Origin of the sequence: Flavobacterium sp. (assembly GCF_030146175.1) — a bacterium.
In the GTDB taxonomy this organism is placed as follows: domain Bacteria; phylum Bacteroidota; class Bacteroidia; order Flavobacteriales; family Flavobacteriaceae; genus Flavobacterium.
Map to the genome: position 1 here is coordinate 38,438 of NZ_JASLCE010000119.1, position 23,348 is coordinate 61,785.

Genomic DNA, 23,348 nt, shown 5'->3' on the forward strand with positions numbered 1-23,348 from the left:
GTCAGGTGTGAATACTATAGTATTTTAATACTATTATGCTGAAGCAGTAGCTGCGTTTTTATCTATTTTATTTACCAATCCAACTAAAACTTTACCCGGACCTACTTCTGTAAACAAAGTGGCACCGTCGGCGATCATTTGTTGTACGGATTGCGTCCATTTTACCGGAGCGGTTAATTGTGTGATCAAATTCTTTTTGATTTCAGCAGGATCCGAAACGGCTTTTGCCGGTACGTTTTGGTACACCGGACAAATTGGAGTGTTAAATGTTGTTGCTTCGATAGCTGCAGCCAGTTCTTCGCGAGCCGGTTCCATCATAGGTGAGTGGAAAGCACCACCAACCGGAAGAATCAAGGCACGTTTTGCTCCGGCTTCTTTCATCGCTTCGCAGGCTTTTTCCACAGCGGTTAATTCACCGGAAATTACCAACTGACCCGGGCAATTGTAATTGGCAGCTACAACCACTCCGTCGATTGAAGCACATACATCTTCCACTACTTTATCCTCAAGACCTAAAACGGCCGCCATAGTAGATGGAGTGATTTCGCAGGCTTTTTGCATCGCCATGGCTCTTTGGGAAACCAATTTCAAAGCATCTTCGAACGATAAGGTTCCGTTGGCAACCAAAGCCGAAAATTCACCTAACGAGTGACCGGCAACCATTTCCGGTTTAAAGTCGTCACCAAGGGTTTTGGCTAAAATCACCGAATGTAAAAAAACAGCCGGTTGCGTTACTTTGGTTTCTTTTAATTGTTCGGCAGTACCTTCAAACATAATGTCGGTAATGCGAAAACCTAATATCTCGTTTGCTTTTTCGAATAGCTCTTTAGCCAGTGCCGAATTTTCGTATAAGTCTTTACCCATTCCGGTAAACTGGGCACCCTGACCTGGAAATACATATGCTTTCATATTCTTCTCTGTTGGTTTTGTTTGTTATTGACGGACAAAAATAGTGTTTTTTAGCATATTGGCGAGCAGATTGTTGCCGAGGTTGAAATAAGAAACCGTTGCAGTTTCCCTAAAAAGGTAGACTGCAACGGTTCTACTTAAAACCAGATTATGAAATAATTATTGCTGTACAAGTTGTAATTCGATGTTTAAACGAACGTCGTCGCTCACTAATACACCACCGGTTTCCAAAGCGGAATTCCAGTTTAAGCCCCAATCTTTACGGCTGATTTTTCCGGAAATGTTTAATCCAGCTTTGGTATTTCCCCATGGATCTTTCATCAATCCGCTGAATTCAACCGGTAGTTTTACAAATTTAGTAACACCACGTAAGCTAAGATCACCGGATAACTCATAAGTGTCGTCGTCTACTTTGGTAAAAGATGACGCTTTAAAAGTCAGTTTTGGATGGTTTTCCGCATCGAAAAAGTCTGCGCTTTTTAAGTGATTGTCACGATCGGCATTTCTAGTGTCTACTGAATTCACATCGGCTGAAAAACTAATCGAAGCATTTTCGAAAGTATCACCATCGGTTGTGATTGAAGCGTCGTAATTTTCGAATTTACCGGAAACATTAGTAAACATCATGTGTTTTACTTTAAATCCTATTTCTGAGTGTGTCGGGTCAATTGCCCATTTTGTAGTTGCCATAATAATATGTTTTAAAAGTTATAGTATTGTTTTTAAATTTTTTATTTATTCAATTTCCATCGGAACTTCCATTAATAGGAACTCCGCATCAGTAGTAGCCGTAATGGTTACTTTGTCGGTATTCCAGATTCCCAATCCGTCTCGGGTGTCTAGAGCCTGATCATTTACAGAAACCGCTCCTTTTAGTACGAAAACATAAAGTCCGTTTCCTTCTTTTTTAAAAGAGTACTCTTTTGCGATGCCGGCGTCGAATTTTCCCATATGAAACCAGGCATCCTGATTGATCCAAACGCCTTCGTCATCCGGATTTGGAGAAAGTACCTGTTGCAATACATTATGTCTTTCGTCTTCGTTTAATGTGATCTGATCATAACGTGGCGCCACATTTCGTTTGCTTGGGAAAACCCATATCTGAAGGAATTTAACCTCTTTATCGGCGTTTTTGTTGTATTCGCTATGGCGTACACCGGTTCCGGCACTCATCACCTGGATATCACCTTTTTTGATAACGGTTTTGTTACCCATACTGTCCTGGTGTTCCAAATCGCCTTCCAATGGAATACTAATGATCTCCATATTGTCGTGCGGATGTGTTCCAAATCCCATTCCGGCGGCTACGGTATCGTCGTTTAAAACGCGTAAGGCTCCGAAATGAACCCTTTCCGGGTTAAAATAATTAGCGAAACTAAAAGTGTGGAAACTTTGTAACCAGCCATGATTGGCGTTTCCTCTGGTGTTGGCTTTATGCAATACGATATTTTCCATAATCTTAGAGTTTGTGTTTTGAATATGATTAAATCCTACGGGTTCTTTTGGGTCGGAAATGGCTTCTTTGGCTAATGCCGTTCCGGTGATGACAGCTCCGGTTCCCAACAAACTTTTTTTGATAAAATCTTTTCGGTTCATAACGGTTATTTTGATAGTTCAAAGATACAACCGATTGATAACGAATACACTTAACCTAGATTAAGAAATAAAAAAATCCCCGTCACAGGTCGTTGAACGGGGATAAGAAGTTTATTTTTTGAGTAAACGGGCTTTCATCTTACTGAAAAACTCCGGAGTTACTCCTATATAAGAAGCGATTTGTTTTTGTGGCAGGCAATGGATCAGATCCGGATGCTTTTTGGTAAACTTGTCATAACGCGCTTCGGCCGTAAAACTAAGGTTGTCAATTAACCGTTGCTGATTGGCGACAAGTGAATTCTCGATCAGGATTCTAAAAAAGCGTTCCATTTTAGGAACTTCGTCATAAAGTCGCTCCTGATTTTCTTTGGACAACATAATAACTTCCGAATCTTCATTGGTTTCAATATACAATTGTCCGGGACGTTGCGACAGATAACTGTACATGTCGGCGATCCACCAACCGGGTGAGGCAAAACTCACCACATGTTCCACACCGTTTTCATCGATCGTATAACTGCGTAAAATACCTTTGATCACAAAATAGGAGTGAAGGCATATTTCGCCCTCCTTTAATAAAATGCTTTTGGCTTTATAGGATTGAAATTCCGTAGCGGACACCACGCGTTCCTGTTCTTCGGGCGTTAGTGTTACATATCGGGCAATTGTATCAAGGAGTAGGTTCATTTTTTAAGCGTTTACGTGTACGAAGGTCGCGGTTTCTTTGGCTCTTTCGGTAATCGATTCAATAGGAGTTTCCAGTGTATCGCTGGTTAAAACAACCCCCATTCGACGATACGGTCTTGAAGTCGGTTTACCAAATATTCTGAAATCTGTTTTCGGTAAAGCGGCTACTTTTTCAATTCCGGTATAGGTTGGCTGTTCGGAATTTTCCGAAGCCAATATCACGGCACTGGCACCATTTTTTTCTAAGGTGATGGCTGCAATCGGCAGACTCAAAATGGCGCGCAGGTGTAATTCAAACTCGTTAAAATTTTGCGTCCCGGCTAAAGTTACCATTCCGGTGTCGTGCGGACGCGGTGATAATTCGGAAAAATAAACCCCTTCGTCTGTCAGGAAAAATTCCACTCCAAATAATCCGGCACCACCTAAGGCTTCGGTTACTTTTCGGGCCATATCCTGTGCTTCTGCAATATCGTTGTCCGATACGCGAGCCGGTTGCCAGCTTTCCTGATAATCCCCGCGTTCTTGTCGGTGACCGATTGGCGCACAGAAAAGCGTCGGGTTGTTATTTTGTGTTACGGTTAATAAGGTGATTTCGGAATGAAAATTTACAAAAGCTTCTACGATTACTTCCACCACATCGCCGCGGGAACCGTCTACGGCATATTGCCAGGCTTTAGCGATATCGCCTTCCGATTTAATCGTCGACTGTCCTTTTCCGGACGACGACATTAAGGGTTTCACCACGCAGGGCATTCCAACTTCCGAAACGGCTTTTTCCAGTTCCGCAGCCGAAGTCGCATAACGGTAATTAGCGGTGCGCAGTCCTAAATCTTTAGCGGCCAAATCGCGGATAGCTTTTCGGTTCATCGTAAAGTTGGCTGCTTTGGCCGATGGAACTACGGTGATGCCTTGTTTTTCGTAATCGTAAAAACGTTCGGTACGAATGGCTTCAATTTCCGGTACGATAAAATCGGGTTGGTGTTTGGCTATTACAGCATCCAGAGCGGCACCGTCGAGCATGTTGATCACTTCATAACCATGTGCGACCTGCATGGCCGGAGCATTGGCATAGCTATCGACAGCGATTACGGTTTGTCCGATACGTTGTGCAGCAATTACAAATTCTTTTCCGAGTTCGCCGGAACCTAATAGTAGTATTTTTTTAGTCATTGTAGTGTGTTGTATTTTAGTAGTTTGTTGTTGTAAATTGTCGGCGTGACCGTTAAAAAAAAGTCCCGACAGAGTCGGGACGTAAATTTATGCTAAAACTTCCGAAGTTGCTACCGCTTCTTTAATGCGGTGCAAAGCTTCTTTTAGTAGATCGTCGCTGGTTGCGTATGAAAAACGGATACAGTTCGGGTTTCCGAAAGCATCACCTGTTACTGTGGCTACATTGGCTTCGGCCAAAAGGTACATAGCGAAATCATCCGCATTGTTGATCAATGTACCGCGTAATGTTTTTCCGAAGAAAGCCGAAACATCCGGGAAAACGTAGAAAGCACCTTCCGGTACGTTAATTTTCATTCCTGGAATTTGTTTGATCAAACCAACAACAAGATCACGTCGTTGTTGGAATGCCTGAACCATGTGTTTTAATACAGTCGGATCGGCTTCAACAGCGGCAATCGTAGCGCGTTGCGCGATGGTATTCGCACCACTGGTTACCTGACCCTGCATTTTGGTACAGGCTTTGGCGATAAATTCCGGCGCACCGATATAACCGATTCTCCATCCGGTCATGGCAAAAGCTTTGGCAACACCGTTTACGGTAATGGTTCTGTCTAACATGCCCGGAATAGATGCGATACTGCAATACGATCCAGTAAAGTTAATATGCTCGTAAATCTCATCCGATACGACATAAACCGAAGGATATTTTTCCAATACAGCTACCAGTGCTGTTAATTCTTCTTTGCTATATACCGAACCACTTGGATTACAAGGAGAGCTGAACCACATCATTTTGGTTGCCGGTGTAATGGTTGCTTCCAGTTGTTCCGGAGTGATTTTAAAGTCACTTTCAATACTTGTCGGAACTTCTACCGGAACACCGCCGGCCATTTTGATGATTTCGTAATAACTTACCCAGTATGGTGCTGGTAAAATCACTTCGTCACCAGGGTTGATCATCACTTGTGCGATATTATATAACGATTGTTTTGCACCGGTAGATACTACAATTTGAGACGGTTTGTAGTCTAATCCGTTATCTCGTTTGAATTTTTTACAAATAGCTTCCTTAAGTTCCAGGTAACCTTCTACCGGAGGATACGAACTGTAATTATCGTGAATGGCCTGAATAGCGGCTTCTTTGATAAAGTCGGGCGTGTTAAAATCGGGTTCGCCAAGACTTAAGCTGATGATGTCTATTCCGGCGGCTTTTAATTCTCGGGCTTTGGCAGCCATGGCCAGGGTTTGCGATGTCGATAAATTATTAATTCTATCAGAAAGCGGATTCATAAAAATGATTTTGTTTTGAAGTTTATGGTTTATATGTAGTTTTTAAGCGATAGCCGGTTTTTGCCCCATTTCTTTTAAGTGTTTGAAATGCGAATAAACCGCAGAACGCATCGTTTGAAATTCGTAATACGGAAGGTTGCATTCCATAGCCGTTTGTTTTACGATTTCCCCGATTTTGCTATAGTGAATATGACTGATGTTCGGGAAAATATGATGCTCGATCTGGTGATTTAATCCACCGGTATACCAGTTGACAATCTTGTTTTTCGGTGCAAAATTGGCAGTTGTATATAATTGATGTACGGCCCAGGTGTTTTCCAATTCTCCGTTTTCGTCCGGTTGTGGGTGGTGAATGTCTTCTACAACATGTGCCAACTGGAACACTACGCTCAGGATTAATCCGGCGGTATAGTGCATGATAAAGAATCCTAATAATACTTCCCACCAAACGATTCCTAAAAGCATCGGAAGGATTAACCATAAGGCAAAATAAATGATTTTGGTAATAACCAATGTTGTCCATAATTTAAACGGACTAGGGAATTCACCATACGATAATTTTCGTTTGATATAACGTCGCATCTGACGGAAATCGGTGGTAATCGCCCAGTTAAATGTCAGTAAACCATATAGGAAAATGGAATAATATTGTTGAAAACGGTGTACCGGTGACCATTTGGCGTGTTCGGTAAAACGGATAATTCGACCTGCATCAAGATCTTCATCATGACCGTGGATATTGGTGTAGGTATGGTGCAATACATTGTGTTGTACTTGCCAGTTGTATACATTTCCGGCCAGGATATACATACTACCGCCCATAATCTTATTTAACCAGGGTTTTGAAGAGTAAGCGCCGTGGTTTCCGTCGTGCATAACGTTCATTCCAACACCAGCCATTCCAACGCCAATCAGAATAGTCATTAGTAAATGAATCCAAAGCGGCATACTAATGGTTAGGATTAAAAAATACGGAACCAGAAAGATACTAAACATGATAATGGTCTTCATGTGTAGTTTCCAGTTTCCGGTTTTCTTAATATTATTTTCCTTAAAATAATCGTTAACTCGTTTATTTAGTGTCCTGAAAAATTTTAAACTATCGGTTTTTGAAAAAAGTGGAGTCTGTTTTATCATAAGTTTATTAAAATGCAAAATTTTCGTTCAAAGGTAATTATTAATAGAAATGTAATAGGTTAAAAATGGAAAAAAATGATGGACAAAATGCTTACTTTTGTGGAAAATTTTGAATAATGCAGGATATTGTAAAGTATTTCCCTAATCTAACAGAAGATCAGGTTTCTAAGTTTCGTGAATTGGAAGTTTTGTATAAAGATTGGAACGCTAAAATTAATGTGATTTCGAGAAAAGATATAGACGAATTATACGAAAAACACGTATTGCATTCGCTGGGAATTGCGAAGATACAGGAGTTTAAACCGGGGTCGAAAATTATGGATGTGGGTACCGGAGGTGGTTTCCCCGGAATTCCGTTGGCGATACTCTATCCTGAAGTAGATTTCTATCTGATTGATGTGATTGCCAAGAAAATCCGTGTGGTAAATGAAGTGGCAACTGCTTTGGGATTGCAAAATGTGAAAGCCGAACAAATGCGGGCAGAAAACGTAAAAGAGGAATTCGATTTTATCGTAAGTCGTGCGGTGACCAATATGCCGGATTTTGTACAATGGGTAAAAGATAAGGTGAAGAAAAAACAAAATCACGAACTGAAAAACGGGATCCTTTATTTAAAAGGAGGCGATCTAACCGAAGAGTTACAGGATTTCCCAAAAGCAACGCAATATGATCTTGCTGATTATTTTAAAACAGAATTTTTTGAAACCAAAAAAGTGGTACACTTACCGCTAAAATATAAGGTGTAAAACCGGTTGGAATTATAGAATAAAAAAAGCGTGTTAAAAACACGCTTTTTTTGTTTTGGGACACCTGACAGGTTTTTAAAACCTGTCAGGTGTAAAATGATGTTATATTATCCTAAGAATGGATATCTGTAATTTGTTGGCGGAACGAAAGTTTCCTTAATGGTTCTAGGCGATACCCAACGCATTAAGTTTAACACCGAACCGGCTTTGTCGTTAGTTCCGGATGCTCTTGCACCACCGAAAGGTTGTTGTCCTACAACAGCTCCGGTTGGTTTGTCGTTGATATAGAAGTTTCCGGCTGCATTTTCAAGGGCTTTAGTAGCCTGCTCGATAGCATAACGATCCTGACTGAAGATTGCTCCTGTTAAAGCATATTCAGAAGTACTGTCTACTAAAGCAAGCGTTTCTTCCCATTTCGCATCTTCGTATACATAAATAGTCAACACAGGTCCGAATAATTCGGTTTCCATAGTGGTGTATTTTGGATTTGTAGTCACGATTACCGTTGGCTCAATAAAATATCCAACCGATTTGTCGTAGTTACCACCGGCAATAATTTCAGCATCACTGTCTTTTTTCGCCTGATCGATAAATCCTGCTAATTTGTCGAAAGAACTTTCGGAAATTACAGCAGATACGAAGTTAGACGGATCTTCCGGTGATCCCATTTTCATGGAAGCGATATCGGCAACTAATAGTTCTTTAACTTCAGACCAGGTCGATTTTGGTAGATACGCTCTGGAAGCCGCCGAACATTTTTGTCCCTGATATTCGAAAGCACCTCTTGATAAAGCGGTAGCCACCTGAGCTGGAATAGCTGATGGATGTGCTACTACGAAATCTTTACCTCCGGTTTCTCCTACGATTCTAGGGTATGTTTTGTATTTGCTGATGTTTTGTCCGATTTTAGCCCACATATCGTTGAAAACGCCTGTAGATCCTGTAAAGTGGATACCTGCAAAATCAGGACTTGCTAATAACGTATCGGAAATCATCGCGGAGTTACCATATACTACGTTGATAACACCTGCCGGTAAACCTGCTTCTTTGAAAACCTCAACAATTACATTCGCTGAGTAGATTTGCGTAGCACTTGGTTTCCATACCACTACGTTCCCCATTAAAGCTGGAGAAGCCGGTAAGTTTCCAGCAATAGCAGTAAAGTTAAAAGGAGTGATCGCGTATACGAAACCTTCTAACGGACGGTGCTCCACACGGTTCCAGATACCTTCGGAAGAAATCGGTTGTTCCGCATATACCTGCGTCATAAACTGAACGTTAAAACGTAAGAAGTCAATTAACTCACAAGCGGAGTCAATTTCTGCCTGGTGAACGGTTTTTGCCTGTGCAATCATCGTAGCCGCATTGATTTTAGCGCGGTAAGGACCTGCTAATAAATCGGCTGCTTTTAAGAAAATAGAAGCACGGTGTTCCCACGAAAGGGCGGCCCATTTTTTCTTCGCTTCCAAAGCGGTGCTGATTGCTTTTTCGATATGCTCTTTTTCGGCTTGGTGGTATTGTCCCACAATGTGTTTATGGTCGAATGGAGGTGTTAGGTTTTTGGTGTTCCCGGTACGGATTTCTTCACCACCTATATATAAAGGTACATCAACATTGGCGTTGTACAATTCTTTGAAAGTTGCTAAAACTGCATCTCTTTCCGGCGTACCCGGCGCATACGATTTTACAGGTTCGTTAACGGCTTTAGGTACATTATAAATTCCTTTTGGCATAACAATTTGTATTTATTAATTATCAAATTTTCGCGTAGCGAAGATACAAATTATTCACGAAAAAGGTATTTTTTGTGGTGTTAATGCTTTGGTAAAAAATGAATTAATTCAAGGCAAAAGGAGCGCTTAAACGGAATGTAGGAATTATTACACGGAACGATCGGGTTGAGGTAAAATTGATCATGTTAAAATATCCGCGCATGGCTCCAAATGGCGATGAAAGCAGGCATCCGGAGCTGTAGGTGTGTTTTTCACCCGGTTTCAGTACCGGCTTTTTACCGATCACGCCTTCGCCGTCAACTATCTCAAGATCGTTAAGGGAATCGTAAATCTCCCAGTGACGTGAGTTAAGTTGAACGGAATCCTTGCTTTGGTTTTCGATCGTGATCTCGTAACTAAAGGCAAAGTGAATCTTGTAGTTTTTGAAGTAAGTACCTTCAAAACTAGTCAGAACAGAAATTTTTATGCCTCTGGTTATTTGTGAAACCATAATTTTTCCGATTGGATTTTGGGAAATAATTCCAAAAATAGCAAATATTTGAATCGATTCGGATAATTTTAAAACTTTTTTAATTCGTGATGTTTTCGGAAGTGGCAAAACCACGTCCGATAATTTTGTCGTAACGGTCGTTGTTTCCGCGGTAATAAACGATCACAAAATAATTGTTTTCCGTTTGGTAGAAATTGCCGTCAATCGCATTCTGATTGTCGACTTTACCTTTGGCATCCAATTGTACATACTGGTAGTTTACAAACCCTTGTTTGAGTAAAATCGCTTTTTCGTAAACACCTTTCTGTGCATTGAAGTCCATTTTGTTTTCCGGTGTCAACGCATAATTGTTAAACATCCCGTTTACATAGATATCTTTTTTATCGATGGTCGTTGGTGGAATCAATGTAAAATAAACCCAGGCATAATCGGCTTCGGTTTCGCCGTTTTCGGAACCAATGTTACGGACGTAGAAACTACCGTTGATGTCCGGATAATAGGTGTACGGTTTATCGCCTCTCGGAGAATTGGCAAATAACAGGGAATTATAAATTTCACCGGAAGTCACCTTTCCTACATTGTTGCCGGGATTACGGATGTCTTTATTGTCGAAATATAAAAATTCGTTACCACCCCAAAACTGGGTTTCCTGATTGTAACGGTAAATCAGATCAGAACCTAACGTATATTGCGGTTTGATGTTTAAAATGGCATTGTCCCATCGTCCGTTTTGTAATAAAGCGACTTTAATATTCTGAACCGGATTTTGCAGCGTGTTATTGTCGCCCATTTTGATGGTGAAATCCAGATTTTGCTTTTTCTCGATATCGGTCAGGTTACGGGAACGTTTGATTTGTAACGGAACGGAAAGGTTTTCTTCATAAACGATAAAACGTCTGGAAAAAACAAGTTCCTGGTTGTCGTTAAAAATTTTGATCATGTAATTACCGGATAATAATATACGGTTAAAACGATTCGGGAAGGCCTGTTTGTAATGCGAATAAATCTGGAGCGTATTAAAAGAATTCTGATACGTCATAATTCTCTGATTGTCCATTCCCTGAAGGTATTCCGACTTGGCCAGTATGGTTGGTGTCCAGTCGTAATTGTATTGGGTGATTGTATAATAATAATCGGCCTCGTTGCCAAATAAATCATCAAATTGTAATTCGAAAGTATCACCCAGACGAAACATCGGAATGGTGTTGGCACCACTTTGAACAAACGACACGGTTTTGATGTTGAACGGCGGATTTACTTCCTTTTCAACCTGGGAAAAAACGGAAGCAGAACCGGATAATACACAAGACAGAAGCAGTAAAAATCGTAGTTTTTTATAAAATAACATAGGGCTTTTTTGAATTGTCAGTGAGGTAAAGATAAACAATTCGCTACAACAATCCGTTAAAAAAGGTGTCCGCTATGGATTTTATTTGTGACAAACGGGAATTATTTCCCCTTTGGCCAGACAATAACGTTCTACGAGTTCCGGTGCAATTTTTTGGGTGTAATCTTCCTCGGTTACCGTAAAGCCCATACTGCGAAGCTTGTCGAAATAATCCCGTCCGTATACACGCACATGATCATACTGACCAAAAATGGCGGCCCGTTCTTTAGGATCCGTAATGGAATCGTCTTCGAAAGTTGTGGCACGGTTTAAATCCTGCGGAATCTGGAAAATTCCCATCCCACCCGGTTTTAAAACACGGTATAATTCCTGCATGGCTTTGGTGTCGTCCGGAATATGTTCCAAAACGTGGTTGCACAAAATCAGGTCGTACGAATTATCGGCAAATGGAAGATTACAAATATCGGCCTTAACATCTGCCAGTGGCGAAAGGAGGTCGGTTGTAGTGTACTCTAAATTTTTCTGGTTTCGGAATCGTTTGTAAAAAGCCTGTTCCGGTGCAAAGTGCAACACTTTTTTAGGTGCGGTAAAGAAATCGGTTTCATTTTTCAGATACAACCAAAGCAAACGATGCCGTTCCAGCGAAAGCGTGCTGGGTGACAATACGTTATTCCGTTGGGTTCCGTATCCGTAAGGAAGGAAACTACGGAAGCTTTTACCATCGATCGGATCGGTAAAGGTATTTCCTTTCAAGGCCAAAGCCAAAACAGGACGTACAACATAACTCAGCCGGATCAGTAATGGTCTCGGAATGGTGTTCAGTATATATTTGAAAGCGGATTTCATGTACAGGAATTTATCATGCAGACACTATTATTATATAGTGTCTGCATGGGTCTTGTTTTAAAGTGCTAAAGCTTGTTTTCGGAATTCGTTTTCTTCGTCGGATTGAATACCTAATGCCTGATAAATGTATTGGAAAGTGGATAATAATTCCGGTTTTCCGTCTACTATGGCAACATCGTGTTCAAAATGCGCACTTGGTTTTCCGTCGCGGGTCGAAATAGTCCAACCGTCTTTCAGGTATTTGATATTTCGGGTTCCCATATTGATCATCGGTTCGATGGCAACAACCATTCCTTCTATAAAAAGTTTTCCGCGACCTCTTTTACCGTAGTTTGGCATTTCCGGTTCTTCGTGCATTTTACGTCCTAAACCGTGACCTACTAATTCGCGAACCACTCCGTATCCATGACCTTCGGCATATTTCTGAATCGCATTTCCAACATCTTCCACACGGTTTCCGATTTTAAATTCACGGATACCTACATATAAGGATTCTTTGGTAACCTGAAGTAGTTTTTTCGTTTCGGGAGCAACGTCGCCAATTTCGAAAGTATAGGCGTGATCTCCGTAAAATTCATTTTTAATAACACCACAGTCAACGGAAACAATATCGCCCTCCTGAATCGGTCGGTCGGTTGGTAAACCGTGGACAACTTGGTCATTTACACTGGTCAATAAGGTCGACGGACATCCGTATAATCCTAAAAATCCCGGGATTGCCTGGTGATCCCTGATAAAAGTTTCGGCTAATTTATCCAGTTGAAGCGTAGTGATACCGGGTTTGATTTCGCCCGCAATCATCCCTAAGGTTTTGGAAACCAGCAGGGCACTCTCACGCATTAATTCTATTTCTTCTCTTGTTTTAGGAATAATCATAACGTTATTTTTCAGACTGCAAAAGTACAATATTCTGTTGATTATTTTTTAATTGAAATGCAGGTATGAGTTTTATCATATTTTCGTAACTTCTCTGAGTTTAATTTTACCTAAAAGTAAAGTGTATGAGCAAATATGTAACGGCAGCAGAAGCTGTTAAAGTAATAAAGTCAAACGATCGTATATACGTTCAGGCGGCAGCGGCCACGCCAACGGTTTTGACTAAAGCGTTGGCCGAGCGGGCATCCGAACTGAGAAATGTAGAATTATGCCACTTGCATACCGAAGGAGAAGCGGCTTACGCGAACCCGGAACTGGCAGCAAGTTTTCACGTTAATTCCTTTTTTATAGGGCAGAACGTCCGACATACCATAGCGTCCGGAAACGGATCGTATACACCGGTGTTTTTAAGTGAATTGCCACATTTGTTCCGGAAAGGTGTTATCCCGTTGGATGTGTCTTTTATTCATGTATCACCGCCGGATAGTCATGGATATTGTTCGTTAGGTGTTTCGGTAGAAGCGTCGATTGCCGCGGTAGAAAATTCCAAAATAGTGATCGCTCAGGTCAATCCGAATATGCCGCGAACCTTTGGCGATGGGATTCTACATGTTTCGGAAATCGATTATCTGGTTGAGGTAAATGAACCGATTCACGGACATGGCTCGAAAGAGATTAGTCCGGTTGAAGCTAAAATCGGGGAACTCGTAGCCGGGCTTATTGAGGACGAAAGTACGCTGCAAATGGGAATTGGTTCCATACCAAATGCCGTGTTGGCGCAATTGGTAAACCATAAAAACATGGGATTGCATACCGAAATGTTTTCGGATGGTGTGATCGACCTTATTGAAAATGATGTGATCAACTGTAATTTTAAAGGGGTTAACCGCGGACGGGCTTTAGCAACCTTTTTAATTGGTTCGCAACGGTTATACGATTTTGTAAATGACAATCCGTTTATCGAAATGCGGGAATCATCCTATGTAAATGACACCTCGGTAATCCGTAGAAATCCTAAAATGATCGCGATCAACTCAGCGATAGAAGTAGACATTACCGGACAGGTTTGCGCCGATTCGATCGGAGCTAAAATGTATTCGGGTGTTGGCGGTCAGATGGATTTTGTTCGTGGTGCCTCACTCAGTAAAGGCGGAAAAGCGATTATTGCATTGCCATCGGTAACGAAAAGAGGGGAGAGTCGTATCGTACCGTATTTAAAACAGGGTGCCGGAGTAGTGACAACCCGTTCGCATGTGCAATATGTGGTTACGGAATACGGTATCGCCGATTTATACGGGAAAACGCTAAAACAACGTTCGGACGAACTGGTAAAAATTGCGCATCCGGATCACCGGGAATGGATTGACAAGGCCTATTATGAACTCAGTCATTTCAAATAAAATAAAAAAGCTCCGAATGGAGCTTTTTCTATTTTTGAATCGGATGTAAAAGCGAATGTTGTGTCATCGCAGCCGGTTTTTCGATACCCATTAACTCCAGTATGGTCGGAGCAATGTCACCTAAAATACCGTTATCGATGAATTGTAATTCCTTATCCACTAAAATAATCGGAACCGGATTGGTAGTGTGTGCCGTATTTGGCGTACCATCCGGATTGATCATGGTTTCACAATTACCATGGTCGGCAATTACAATAGTGGTATAATCGTTTGCCAAAGCCGTTTCGATGACTTCTTTTACGCAACGATCAACGGCTACACAGGCTTTAATCGCAGCTTCCATGACACCGGTATGGCCAACCATATCGCCATTTGCAAAATTTAGACAAACAAAATCCACATCTCCTTTTTGCAATTCCGGAATTAGCGCATCTTTAAGATCGAAGGCACTCATCTCCGGTTTCAGATCGTAGGTAGCCACCTTTGGCGACGGACATAAGAGTCGGCTTTCGCCTATAAAAGGTTCTTCACGACCACCGGAAAAGAAAAACGTAACATGCGGATATTTTTCCGTTTCGGCAATCCGGATTTGTTTTTTATGGTTTTTCTCCAGGATTTCTCCCAGCGTTTCGGTAATATTTTCCTTATCGTAAATGACGTGAACATTTTTATAGGTATCGTCATAATTGGTCATCGTTACATAATACAAATCCAGTTTGTGCATGTTTTGCTCATGTAGGTCTTTTTGCGATAAGACTTCGGTTAACTGACGTCCGCGGTCGGTTCTGAAATTAAAGAAAATCACCACATCGCCGTCTTTTACCGTCGCAATCGGCTGTTGTTGTTCGTCAACAATAACAATTGGTTCGATAAATTCGTCGGTCACATTGTTATGGTAGGAGGCCAAAACACTCAATACCGGATTGGTAGAAGGTGTTCCTTGTCCGTTTACGATAAGATCATATGCTTTTTTGATACGTTCCCATCTTTTATCGCGATCCATAGCATAATAACGTCCAATGATTGAGGCTAGTTTGGCATTGGATCGATGCAGGTAATTTTCAAGATCTTCGATATATCGGGCACCCGATTTTGGATCGACATCACGACCATCGGTAAAAGCGTGCACAAAAACGTCTTGCACTCCCGATTCCTGAGCGGCATCCAAAAGACCTCTTAAATGAGACGTATGGGAATGCACACCACCATCGGAAACAAGACCTAAAAAGTGAACCGCTTTATGGTTCTTTTTGGCATATTCGAAAGCCGCCTGTACTTCTTTTTCGTTATTTAACGTTTTGTTCTGAACGGCCAGATTGATTTTGGCCAGATCCTGGTAAATAATTCTTCCGGCACCAAGGTTCATATGGCCCACTTCGGAATTTCCCATCTGACCTTCCGGAAGTCCGACATTTAAACCATCGGTACGTAACGAAGCATTCGGATATTGGGTATAAAGACTGTCAATAAAAGGCGTGTTGGCATTGTCGATTGCTGAAACTTTAGGATCGGGTGATTTTCCCCAACCATCCAGAATCATTAAAATAACTTTCTTTTTCATGTTTTGAACCATTTTTTGGCATTGTTGTAATCAATATAGTAGCGAAAACTAATTGATAGTGTGTTGTTAAGATTGTTGCTTAAAGTGTGCTCTAAATTATCAATAATATTTTTATTTAAGCGTCTTTCGGTGTGAATTGCGTTGTTGCGGTACAAAATTGACAACTGACTACCGGGAGCAAACCACCACGAATAGGATAAATCGAAGTTCCAGATTTTAAAATTGGAGTTTTGGTTCTCATTATAGACCGTATTGGGAAGGAAATAACCATCGTTGGTTAACGTAAGAAAAGTAAGATTTTCGGCATACGACCAGTAATAACGCGCCTTCAGATTGATGGTCATTCGGCTGTTAATTGAAAACTTTCCGGTTACGGTATTTTCGATCGTATTCCGGTTACGATTGGCAAAGATGATCTGATCAGCATCAAAATCGACCCAGCCTTTTTCGTTATTTTGTCGGTTCCAGTCTATCGCGTAAATCAATGTAAACTGATCGCTAAAACGGTACCGCGGACTAATCCGGATTCCGAAATTACGACGCTTGTCCTGATCGTAAAAATCCACAAACAAATTGGCATCCAAAGCAAAAGGATAATTGTAATTGGTGGAAATATCAACCCAGTTAAACATATATTTTGGATTGTATACATAGCGTCCGTCTTTGCGTGGCTGGTAAAAATCGAAGGTTTCAAACGGTGATACTAAAAAGCCGGCTCCGAAATAATGATTCTTTTTATCGGTAGTTTCCAGGTTAAATTCCAGCGAAGCTTCCTGCGGTTTTCCGGTCACATTTTCCAGTTCGGTATAGGCAATTGTACTGACTTTAAATGTGTTAAAAGTTTTATTCGGATTCAGAATACGGTAACTGCCATTAAAAGTAAAGTTGTGGTAGTTGGTCATAAAAATGATGCCCAAATCGTTGATGTCGTATTTGTCCGATATATAACTGGCATTGGTGCTAAAGCGATAATTACCGCTCGTTTTTCCAAAATTCAGATAGGCGGTATACCCGTTTTTAATTTCACCGAAATCGGTAACGTGACTAAACTTTACATTCCCGGAAAGATTATAGGTGTTGGCTTTGGTATTCAGATCAAAAAGCAAAGCACTCACATTGGCATCCCGAAAAGCACCTTCGCGAATTACGCTGGTATTGACTACCGAAACGGATGAATTTTTCCGGAATCGCTGATCCAGTACCAGAATATTATAGTTGGCCAAAGGTTCGACCACTTCAGATCGGATCGCTCCGGTTTCGGAATTTCGGATGGTCGCTTCGGCTTTTTCGGTAACTGCATTCATCACACCAATTCCAAGCCCTTTTGATGTCCGACCGGAAATTTTAACCGCATTGATCAGATTAATCCGTGACGGATATTGTTGTATTTCTTCATTTTCGCCAACATCCGGTGAAGTAGACGGCGATCCGCCAATCCTACGGGAATACAGTAAGCTTCCTTTGTTGAACATATCGGTACCTTCGGTAAAAAAGGGTCGATTTTCATTAAACTGCTGTTCAAACGGGCCAAGATTCAGGACGACATTGTCGAAGGCGGTTTGCCCAAAATCCGGTACAAGAATCGCATCCAGTGTAAACGAATCGTTGATCCCGTATTTGATATCCATTCCGGCTTTAAACTCGGTATTGGTGCCGCTGGCTTTGTTGTTGTTTACATAATAGGAAGAATAGGGAATCAGAAACAGTCGGGTAGGCGGTTTGATATCGCGGATTCCTTCTAAAATCCCGGCTTGCGTAATGGTATTTCCGATCTTATTATCGATCCGATTCCACGTAAATTTCTGGCGATCCCGGCGGATTTCTCTAAAAAAATTAACGCCCCATATTTGTTCTTTTTGTTCGGAAAAACGCAAGGCGGCGTAGGGAATTTTCATTTCAACCGTCCAGCCAAAATCGGTTAACTCAACATTGCTATGCCAGATGCCATCCCAGGAATAATCTTCACCGCTTTCGGTGGCAATGCAATCCATTTGTGTTCCGGCGGTACTTACAAAAAAGCGAAAATCCTGTTGTCCGTCGTTATAACCATTAATAAAAATACCAAAAAAGTCGGAAGTGCCGAATTTGTCTCTTTCGGTGATTTCTTTTACAATTTTAGATGGATCATCATACAGAAAGGCGGCAATATAAATACCGTCGTCATCGTATAAAACCTTTACTTCGGTTCGTTTTTCGTAAGGCGCGGGATTACCGTTATCGGGTTGGAACGTGATAAAACCGGTTGCAGTTTCCGCATTTTTCCATTCGTTTTCGTCGGGTTTTCCATCGACAACAATGGGACTTTTAAGTAGTGAAGCCTTTAATCTTTTTTTATTTTGAATATCGGGTGTAACCTCCTGTCCGAAAATAAATGTTGCATTTATGGCAATAAAAACGAAGAAAATTACGTTTTTCATTTAATTTTTGAGTTGAAATTAACAAATATACTTTTTTTAATTCTGTTTTGTAAGAATAAATGTTGTTTTAAATGTTAAAATGTGATAAAACGGAATTAAAATGTTAAAGTTAGGGGGTAAATGATAAAAAACATTTGGTTGTTTAAAATTTATCTATATTTTTGGGCTCGACACACAGTAATATAATTAATAGAGTATCAATGGCTTATAGAGTTTTGCCGGTTTTGTTCCTTTTTTTGTTGTCTTTTAAACCACTAAGCACAAAGGAAACAGACCCACCAAAGTTAGTAGCGGCCAACGCGAAAGCTTCGTTTGAATTAAAAGTTAAAAATTTATACACAGCGCTCAATCCACAGACGTTTGCAATGCCAAAACTGGAAAGTTTTTCCAAAGCATTGGAAGGTTTTTACCAGTTGAAGGAACAAGGGCTTATCAAAAAAGATATTTTAACTTTAATCGATTTTAGTTTGTCTTCCGCTCAAAAACGACTTTGGGTGATCGACATGGCTACCAACACCATTTTACTGCAATCGGTAGTATCGCACGGACGTAACAGCGGTGACGAATTTGCTACGCAGTTTTCTAACGAAAACAACTCCTTTAAGAGCAGTTTAGGTTTTTATGCTACCGGTGAAGTTTACCAGGGCAAACACGGAATGTCTTTGCGTTTGGATGGATTGGAATACGGTATCAATGACAATGCACGCAATCGTGCCGTTGTAATGCATGGTGCTGATTATGCCAATGAAAACATTATTTCAAAACAAGGCCGATTGGGAAGAAGTCAGGGATGTCCTGCCGTTCCGGTTGCCCTTCACAAAGAAATTATCAATTTAATAAAAGATCAATCGTGTCTTTTTATTTATCACCCGTCACGTAATTACGAGAATAAATCAAAACTAATCTCGTAACTTGGCGTAGAGTTCGAAATCAAGATCATAAATATCGTTTCTGAATTGAAGCCCGTCTTTGTCCATCCATGCTGTCCAATACAGCTGATGCACAAAGGTGGGTTTTTTCAATACAATACTTTGCGTTTTATTAGACGCAATCATTTTATCCACACGTTCCTTACTCCAGTTGTTTTCTTCTTTCTCCAGAATAAATCCGGACAATTTAAATGGATCTTCTACACGAATACATCCCGAACTTAACGCTCTGTTATTGAGTTTAAAAAAATCCCGGTGATTGGTGTCATGTAGATAAACCAGGTGTTTGTTGCTAAAATTAAATTTGATCAATCCTAAAGAATTATTCGATCCCGGTTTTTGGACATAACGATAATTGTTGGATTTGCTGGAATTCCAGTTTTCCGGACTAACCACATTTCCTTTCATGTCGTAAATGGTGATTCCGGTTGAGGCAAAATAATTCAGGTTTCTGCTCGCCGACGGTGTCAGGTCTTCTTTTAAGATAGTTGGTGGAACCGTCCAGGTAGGATTGATCACCAAATTACTGAACTTTGACGATAATACCGGCGTACGTCTTTTGGCACGTCCCACAACCACCCGGTGATTCTGGATCGTATCGTTGTCGTTAACCAGGTATAAATTAAAATCTGGAATATTAATAATCACATAGCTTTCGCCTAAATCCCTAGGGAACCAACGCCAACGTTCCAGATTGGCTATGATTTGTTTTTTTCGTTGTGCTTTCGAAAGATTCATCGCGGCTACGGTTCCTTTTCCGATTACGCCATCGGGTGTTAAGCCGTGTCGTTTCTGGAATTTTTTTACAGCCGACTGTGTTTTATCGTCGTAAACTTTTGTCAGGGAATCCGGTTTTTTATAGTCGCCCCAATAGGCCAGTCGCTTTTTAACGTCGATTATAGCCGCATTGGTATCGTTGGGAATCAATTTGTCCTTAACAGCAATATTTTTAAGATTGTCATTCGGCATGCTTTCGATTTTGCGAAGTGCATCTTTTAGCCTTAAATAGGCGATATGCTTTGGTTTTAGCGAATCCAGGCTTTCCAGAATGGTATGATTTTTTAGCGCATATTGTAATTTATGGTTAAGGTCGATTTCTTTCGGATACATATCCCAGTCGGAATATAATTTGGTCGGTTCCAGTTTGCCGTTGTACAAATGACTGGCCAGTTTATAGAAGATTTCCGTATGAAGGATATCATTCGCAATCAGGTCTTTTTCGGCCAGATTTTTATGATTGTTGTCGTGCTCAGTAATCGCACCAAAGTTGTAATCGTCCGGATTCAAGCCGTCCAGTTCACTGTTTTTAATGGATTCGCTCAAGGCGGTGCGATCCTTTTCCAGTGTCCATACGGTTTTATACAGGTTGTTTTTGTAGAATTGCTTTACGACATCCGAACTATTGGCAAAATAAGTGGAATCAATTGCAATGGCTTCGGGAAAAGCAAGCGGTGCCACTTTTACCGTGTCTTTGTGTGTAATTTGTTTGTCTGCAATAGCAGCCGGTTCCTTTTTGCAGCCAAAAAGAAACATGGGAACCAATAATAGACAGTAGCGTTGCAACATAGTCATATAAATTTATTCTATAAGTTACGAAAATAATAGCAAACTAAAAAACGTGTAGGTTTTTATACCATTTTCCTCATAACAAAATGTATGCCGATTGTTGGAATGTCAAAAGCATCACCGACAATTTCATATCCCATTTTTTTATAGAAATCGACAGCAGCTTCCCGCGCATTAAACCAAATAAGGGAACCGTTCTGTTCTTTTATACAGCATTCTGCTTCGCTAACAAGGCGTTCCCCATATCCTTTTTTTTGGAATTCGTCCAAAACTGCCATTCCCCGGAGCTGAAATTGCCCAACCTGAGGAAATAATTTGTGGCAGGAGGCAAAAATGGAAACAATTCCAGCGAGTTTACTGTTGTTGTATAACCCCAAATGTGTAGTTGTTTCCAAATCGTCTCCCTCAAAAATACAACTTTCTACAGGCTTACCCGGTCGTAAAACCGGCTGACGTACCTGAAAAGTAGTATTACTGTTGATTTTTTTTACGAAAACCATTTTTGCTCTTCTGAATAAATTCAGACAATATAATTATTTTGACACATAATATAATTATAACATAGATGCAGGAAAAATGAAATAGTTGCTTCGAAAAAACTATTTTTTTTAAAATGGTGTCAAAAAAGTATTCCTATGCAACATTTTGAATGGCGATAAAGCCGGGGAATTTATTTTTTGGACTGCATTTTAAAAGCATTGTAAACCGCCTGATGAATAACCGTAGCGTGTGTTTCGTCTGGCATATAGTCGAAAATTACTTTTGCATTTTGATGCGTTTTGATGGTCTGGTATAGCGATTCTACTTCCTGATACATTCTCAGATCTTCGGCTTTACTTGGAGCGCCAATATAGATCGTAACCGGATTTTTTAAATTTTTAGACAGCAACGTTCCGGCATTTTTTAATAAAGCTTGTTCGCCCCACCATAAACTCGGACTGATGATTATATAATTGCTAAACAACTGCGGACGTTTGATTAAAATTTCGGAAGCCATTAATCCGGCCAATGATTCTCCGATAACGGTTTTTTGCTCGTTGGTACGGTAGTTTTTCGCTATATACGGTTGTAGTTCTTTTTCAAGGAAATTCATATAGTGTTGCGAGCCACCATATTGCGGAAAGCTACTCTTTTTAAAACCTTCTTTTTCGATAAAATCGGTGTTGGTTACGGCAAAAGTAAAATCTCTTCTTCGGTTTGTGTTTTCAATTCCAACCACAATGGAACCGGGTAGCCGATTCACCCACGATTGGGAACTGAAGCGTACGATTCCGGCAAGATGTATAAAATCCTCTTCCATACCACCGTCAAGAATATAAATTACCGGGTATTTTGCGTTAGGATCATCGTGATATCCTTCCGGAAGTGTAATATTGATGTTTCGGTTTTCATTTAAAAATTTAGAAAATAAAACATCCGCTTTTCCAATGATTAAAGATTTATCCTGAGCTTGTACAGCCATATTAGTAGCGAGTAGTAGAAAGCATACTAGTAGTAGATTTTTTAAGAGGTATTTCATATAATAGGTAGTTACTTTTTTAGGTTGAATGATTTTTAACGGGTTTTCAAATATCAGGCTTTATTTTTTTATTTCGGTGTACTGTAATCGGGCAAAAGTATCCGAAATAAAAAAGAAAAACAGTTACATATGTTGAGGCCGGATTTTTATTTTAGTTTGATACGACTCAACTGAGTGGGTGTAATGCCGAGGAAGGAAGCGATATGATGTTGTTTGAGCCTTGGTACGATCGCAGCATAGGAAGTCAGAAAGATAGCGTAACGCACTTTGGCATCGTCGGATTTTGCGGAAATCTCCAGCATCTCTTTTTCGATAATCCAGTTTTTTTCCAGATAATTAATGTAAAACAGTGCGATGTCGTGTCGTTCTGCTACTAATGTTTTAAAACGATCGGCCGGAATGGATAAAACGATACTGTCTTCCAATGCCTCTATTGAAAAATGACCGGGCGTTTGTGTTAGCAATGCCGATGCCGACGCGATAAATGTATTTTCGGGAAAGAATTTTTTAATAACCTTTTCGCCGTTATCCGTCAGAAAATAATAAACAAAAAGACCTTTCACCACATAGTAATAGTGTTTTGGAATACTACCCGCGGTTAAAAGCGAACTGTTTTTGGAAATGCTGCTTTCGTGGCAAAGTGCTTCCAATAAAGCAATACTTTCGGGTGTTAGAATGGCGGTACTTTCAAGATTGGAGCGGAAAGAACTTACAGGCATACGATTTGGGGTATTTTCCATTTTGATAGCACTAAATTACAAAATCAAGGGACAGTATTTTTAAAAAAGCAACTGATTTTTGACCGCCATTTTTTATTTTTTGATGTTTTTTTAAACTATTTTTTGATACAACCGAATAGGGAATTGGTGTGGTTTGAAATGCCTTTTTGAATAGTGATTGACTTAAATAATTGAAAATAAGAATGGTGCGGTTCGGCGCGAAGCCTTGTTTTGTCGGGTGTTTTAAACTGTCGAAACAATGTCCGAAAGCGACCTTTGCCGATTTTAATTTTTTTTAGAAAAAAATTGCAGGGGAGTAAAATTATTAATTATATTTGCACTCACAAAAGCGGAAGTAGCTCAGTTGGTAGAGCTCCAGCCTTCCAAGCTGGTTGTCGCGAGTTCGAGC

The 23,348-nt window shown here is 40.5% G+C and carries 21 protein-coding genes; 3 read left to right on the top strand and 18 right to left on the bottom strand.

Annotated elements, in window-relative coordinates:
• Window positions 1-33: 33 nt before the first annotated feature.
• From fabD to Q1R07_RS13745, 7 genes are all read right to left on the bottom strand, one after another.
• Entirely contained in the window at window positions 34-909 is an 876-nt protein-coding gene (gene fabD, locus Q1R07_RS13715; RefSeq protein WP_300491335.1) for an ACP S-malonyltransferase, read from the bottom strand.
• Between the two features lie 159 nt (window positions 910-1,068).
• Window positions 1,069-1,599, bottom strand: a complete 531-nt coding sequence (locus Q1R07_RS13720) for a YceI family protein (protein ID WP_300491337.1) — start codon at window positions 1,597-1,599, stop codon at window positions 1,069-1,071.
• 45 nt (window positions 1,600-1,644) lie between these two features.
• Complete coding sequence (locus Q1R07_RS13725; RefSeq protein ID WP_300491373.1) at window positions 1,645-2,364, bottom strand: pirin family protein; 720 nt, start codon at window positions 2,362-2,364, stop codon at window positions 1,645-1,647.
• A gap of 252 nt (window positions 2,365-2,616) precedes the next feature.
• Window positions 2,617-3,192 (bottom strand): Crp/Fnr family transcriptional regulator, encoded by a 576-nt coding sequence (locus tag Q1R07_RS13730; RefSeq protein WP_300491339.1) that lies wholly within the window; start codon window positions 3,190-3,192, stop codon window positions 2,617-2,619.
• Window positions 3,193-3,195: 3 nt separating this feature from the next.
• Window positions 3,196-4,377 (bottom strand): formate-dependent phosphoribosylglycinamide formyltransferase, encoded by a 1,182-nt coding sequence (gene purT, locus Q1R07_RS13735; protein WP_300491375.1) that lies wholly within the window; start codon window positions 4,375-4,377, stop codon window positions 3,196-3,198.
• 72 nt (window positions 4,378-4,449) lie between these two features.
• Window positions 4,450-5,652: a pyridoxal phosphate-dependent aminotransferase gene (locus Q1R07_RS13740; protein WP_300491341.1), complete on the bottom strand. Its 1,203-nt coding sequence runs from the start codon at window positions 5,650-5,652 to the stop codon at window positions 4,450-4,452.
• Window positions 5,653-5,694: 42 nt separating this feature from the next.
• The gene (locus Q1R07_RS13745; RefSeq protein WP_300491343.1) at window positions 5,695-6,789 is read right to left on the bottom strand and encodes an acyl-CoA desaturase; all 1,095 of its coding nucleotides are present in this window, start codon (window positions 6,787-6,789) and stop codon (window positions 5,695-5,697) included.
• A gap of 116 nt (window positions 6,790-6,905) precedes the next feature.
• Here Q1R07_RS13745 and rsmG point away from each other — a divergent pair, with 116 nt between their 5' ends.
• Entirely contained in the window at window positions 6,906-7,535 is a 630-nt protein-coding gene (rsmG, locus tag Q1R07_RS13750) for a 16S rRNA (guanine(527)-N(7))-methyltransferase RsmG (RefSeq protein WP_300491345.1), read from the top strand.
• 107 nt (window positions 7,536-7,642) lie between these two features.
• On the opposite strand, the gene pruA is transcribed toward rsmG, so the two are convergent.
• From pruA to map, 5 genes are all read right to left on the bottom strand, one after another.
• Complete coding sequence (gene pruA / locus Q1R07_RS13755) at window positions 7,643-9,268, bottom strand: L-glutamate gamma-semialdehyde dehydrogenase (RefSeq protein WP_300491347.1); 1,626 nt, start codon at window positions 9,266-9,268, stop codon at window positions 7,643-7,645.
• Between the two features lie 103 nt (window positions 9,269-9,371).
• Window positions 9,372-9,758 carry a Co2+/Mg2+ efflux protein ApaG gene (gene apaG, locus Q1R07_RS13760; RefSeq protein ID WP_136402904.1) on the bottom strand — a complete coding sequence of 129 codons (387 nt, stop codon included), beginning with the start codon at window positions 9,756-9,758 and terminating at the stop codon, window positions 9,372-9,374.
• Window positions 9,759-9,837: 79 nt separating this feature from the next.
• Complete coding sequence (locus Q1R07_RS13765) at window positions 9,838-11,106, bottom strand: DUF5103 domain-containing protein (RefSeq protein WP_300491350.1); 1,269 nt, start codon at window positions 11,104-11,106, stop codon at window positions 9,838-9,840.
• A gap of 81 nt (window positions 11,107-11,187) precedes the next feature.
• Window positions 11,188-11,952 (bottom strand): class I SAM-dependent methyltransferase, encoded by a 765-nt coding sequence (locus tag Q1R07_RS13770; RefSeq protein ID WP_300491352.1) that lies wholly within the window; start codon window positions 11,950-11,952, stop codon window positions 11,188-11,190.
• A 57-nt stretch (window positions 11,953-12,009) separates the two neighbouring features.
• Window positions 12,010-12,828: a type I methionyl aminopeptidase gene (gene map / locus Q1R07_RS13775; protein WP_300491354.1), complete on the bottom strand. Its 819-nt coding sequence runs from the start codon at window positions 12,826-12,828 to the stop codon at window positions 12,010-12,012.
• 125 nt (window positions 12,829-12,953) lie between these two features.
• Between map and Q1R07_RS13780 the strand changes: the two genes are divergently transcribed.
• Window positions 12,954-14,228, top strand: a complete 1,275-nt coding sequence (locus Q1R07_RS13780; RefSeq protein WP_300491356.1) for an acetyl-CoA hydrolase/transferase C-terminal domain-containing protein — start codon at window positions 12,954-12,956, stop codon at window positions 14,226-14,228.
• A gap of 28 nt (window positions 14,229-14,256) precedes the next feature.
• On the opposite strand, the gene gpmI is transcribed toward Q1R07_RS13780, so the two are convergent.
• Window positions 14,257-15,789, bottom strand: a complete 1,533-nt coding sequence (gene gpmI, locus Q1R07_RS13785; protein WP_300491358.1) for a 2,3-bisphosphoglycerate-independent phosphoglycerate mutase — start codon at window positions 15,787-15,789, stop codon at window positions 14,257-14,259.
• Window positions 15,786-18,206 carry a DUF5916 domain-containing protein gene (locus Q1R07_RS13790; RefSeq protein ID WP_300491360.1) on the bottom strand — a complete coding sequence of 807 codons (2,421 nt, stop codon included), beginning with the start codon at window positions 18,204-18,206 and terminating at the stop codon, window positions 15,786-15,788. The genes gpmI and Q1R07_RS13790 overlap by 4 nt, the downstream gene beginning before the upstream one ends.
• 200 nt (window positions 18,207-18,406) lie before the next feature.
• Here Q1R07_RS13790 and Q1R07_RS13795 point away from each other — a divergent pair, with 200 nt between their 5' ends.
• On the top strand, window positions 18,407-19,117 hold the full coding sequence (locus Q1R07_RS13795; protein ID WP_300491362.1) for a murein L,D-transpeptidase catalytic domain family protein: 711 nt from the start codon (window positions 18,407-18,409) through the stop codon (window positions 19,115-19,117).
• On the opposite strand, the gene Q1R07_RS13800 is transcribed toward Q1R07_RS13795, so the two are convergent.
• The 4 genes from Q1R07_RS13800 to Q1R07_RS13815 all read right to left on the bottom strand — a co-directional run bounded on the left by Q1R07_RS13800 (window position 19,106) and on the right by Q1R07_RS13815 (window position 22,960).
• Window positions 19,106-20,701 carry a L,D-transpeptidase family protein gene (locus Q1R07_RS13800; RefSeq protein ID WP_300491363.1) on the bottom strand — a complete coding sequence of 532 codons (1,596 nt, stop codon included), beginning with the start codon at window positions 20,699-20,701 and terminating at the stop codon, window positions 19,106-19,108. The two genes, Q1R07_RS13795 and Q1R07_RS13800, sit on opposite strands and share 12 nt — an antisense overlap.
• Before the next feature lie 62 nt (window positions 20,702-20,763).
• Window positions 20,764-21,201: a GNAT family N-acetyltransferase gene (locus tag Q1R07_RS13805; protein WP_300491365.1), complete on the bottom strand. Its 438-nt coding sequence runs from the start codon at window positions 21,199-21,201 to the stop codon at window positions 20,764-20,766.
• Window positions 21,202-21,371: 170 nt separating this feature from the next.
• The gene (locus Q1R07_RS13810) at window positions 21,372-22,163 is read right to left on the bottom strand and encodes an alpha/beta hydrolase-fold protein (RefSeq protein WP_300491367.1); all 792 of its coding nucleotides are present in this window, start codon (window positions 22,161-22,163) and stop codon (window positions 21,372-21,374) included.
• A gap of 203 nt (window positions 22,164-22,366) precedes the next feature.
• A complete protein-coding gene (locus tag Q1R07_RS13815) occupies window positions 22,367-22,960 on the bottom strand; it encodes a Crp/Fnr family transcriptional regulator (RefSeq protein ID WP_300491369.1) in 594 nt (197 codons plus the stop codon).
• Between the last annotated feature and the right edge of the window lie 388 nt (window positions 22,961-23,348).

Bases quoted from the DNA above. Each gene is read 5' to 3' on its own strand.
- fabD (WP_300491335.1), bottom strand. From the start codon at position 909: ATGAAAGCATATGTATTTCCAGGTCAGGGTGCCCAGTTTACCGGAATG.
- Q1R07_RS13720 (WP_300491337.1), bottom strand. From the start codon at position 1,599: ATGGCAACTACAAAATGGGCAATTGACCCGACACACTCAGAAATAGGA.
- Q1R07_RS13725 (WP_300491373.1), bottom strand. From the start codon at position 2,364: ATGGAAAATATCGTATTGCATAAAGCCAACACCAGAGGAAACGCCAAT.
- Q1R07_RS13730 (WP_300491339.1), bottom strand. From the start codon at position 3,192: ATGAACCTACTCCTTGATACAATTGCCCGATATGTAACACTAACGCCC.
- Q1R07_RS13740 (WP_300491341.1), bottom strand. From the start codon at position 5,652: ATGAATCCGCTTTCTGATAGAATTAATAATTTATCGACATCGCAAACC.
- Q1R07_RS13745 (WP_300491343.1), bottom strand. From the start codon at position 6,789: ATGATAAAACAGACTCCACTTTTTTCAAAAACCGATAGTTTAAAATTT.
- rsmG (WP_300491345.1), top strand. From the start codon at position 6,906: ATGCAGGATATTGTAAAGTATTTCCCTAATCTAACAGAAGATCAGGTT.
- pruA (WP_300491347.1), bottom strand. From the start codon at position 9,268: ATGCCAAAAGGAATTTATAATGTACCTAAAGCCGTTAACGAACCTGTA.
- apaG (WP_136402904.1), bottom strand. From the start codon at position 9,758: ATGGTTTCACAAATAACCAGAGGCATAAAAATTTCTGTTCTGACTAGT.
- Q1R07_RS13765 (WP_300491350.1), bottom strand. From the start codon at position 11,106: ATGTTATTTTATAAAAAACTACGATTTTTACTGCTTCTGTCTTGTGTA.
- Q1R07_RS13770 (WP_300491352.1), bottom strand. From the start codon at position 11,952: ATGAAATCCGCTTTCAAATATATACTGAACACCATTCCGAGACCATTA.
- map (WP_300491354.1), bottom strand. From the start codon at position 12,828: ATGATTATTCCTAAAACAAGAGAAGAAATAGAATTAATGCGTGAGAGT.
- Q1R07_RS13780 (WP_300491356.1), top strand. From the start codon at position 12,954: ATGAGCAAATATGTAACGGCAGCAGAAGCTGTTAAAGTAATAAAGTCA.
- gpmI (WP_300491358.1), bottom strand. From the start codon at position 15,789: ATGAAAAAGAAAGTTATTTTAATGATTCTGGATGGTTGGGGAAAATCA.
- Q1R07_RS13790 (WP_300491360.1), bottom strand. From the start codon at position 18,206: ATGAAAAACGTAATTTTCTTCGTTTTTATTGCCATAAATGCAACATTT.
- Q1R07_RS13795 (WP_300491362.1), top strand. From the start codon at position 18,407: ATGGCTTATAGAGTTTTGCCGGTTTTGTTCCTTTTTTTGTTGTCTTTT.
- Q1R07_RS13800 (WP_300491363.1), bottom strand. From the start codon at position 20,701: ATGTTGCAACGCTACTGTCTATTATTGGTTCCCATGTTTCTTTTTGGC.
- Q1R07_RS13805 (WP_300491365.1), bottom strand. From the start codon at position 21,201: ATGGTTTTCGTAAAAAAAATCAACAGTAATACTACTTTTCAGGTACGT.
- Q1R07_RS13810 (WP_300491367.1), bottom strand. From the start codon at position 22,163: ATGGCTGTACAAGCTCAGGATAAATCTTTAATCATTGGAAAAGCGGAT.
- Q1R07_RS13815 (WP_300491369.1), bottom strand. From the start codon at position 22,960: ATGGAAAATACCCCAAATCGTATGCCTGTAAGTTCTTTCCGCTCCAAT.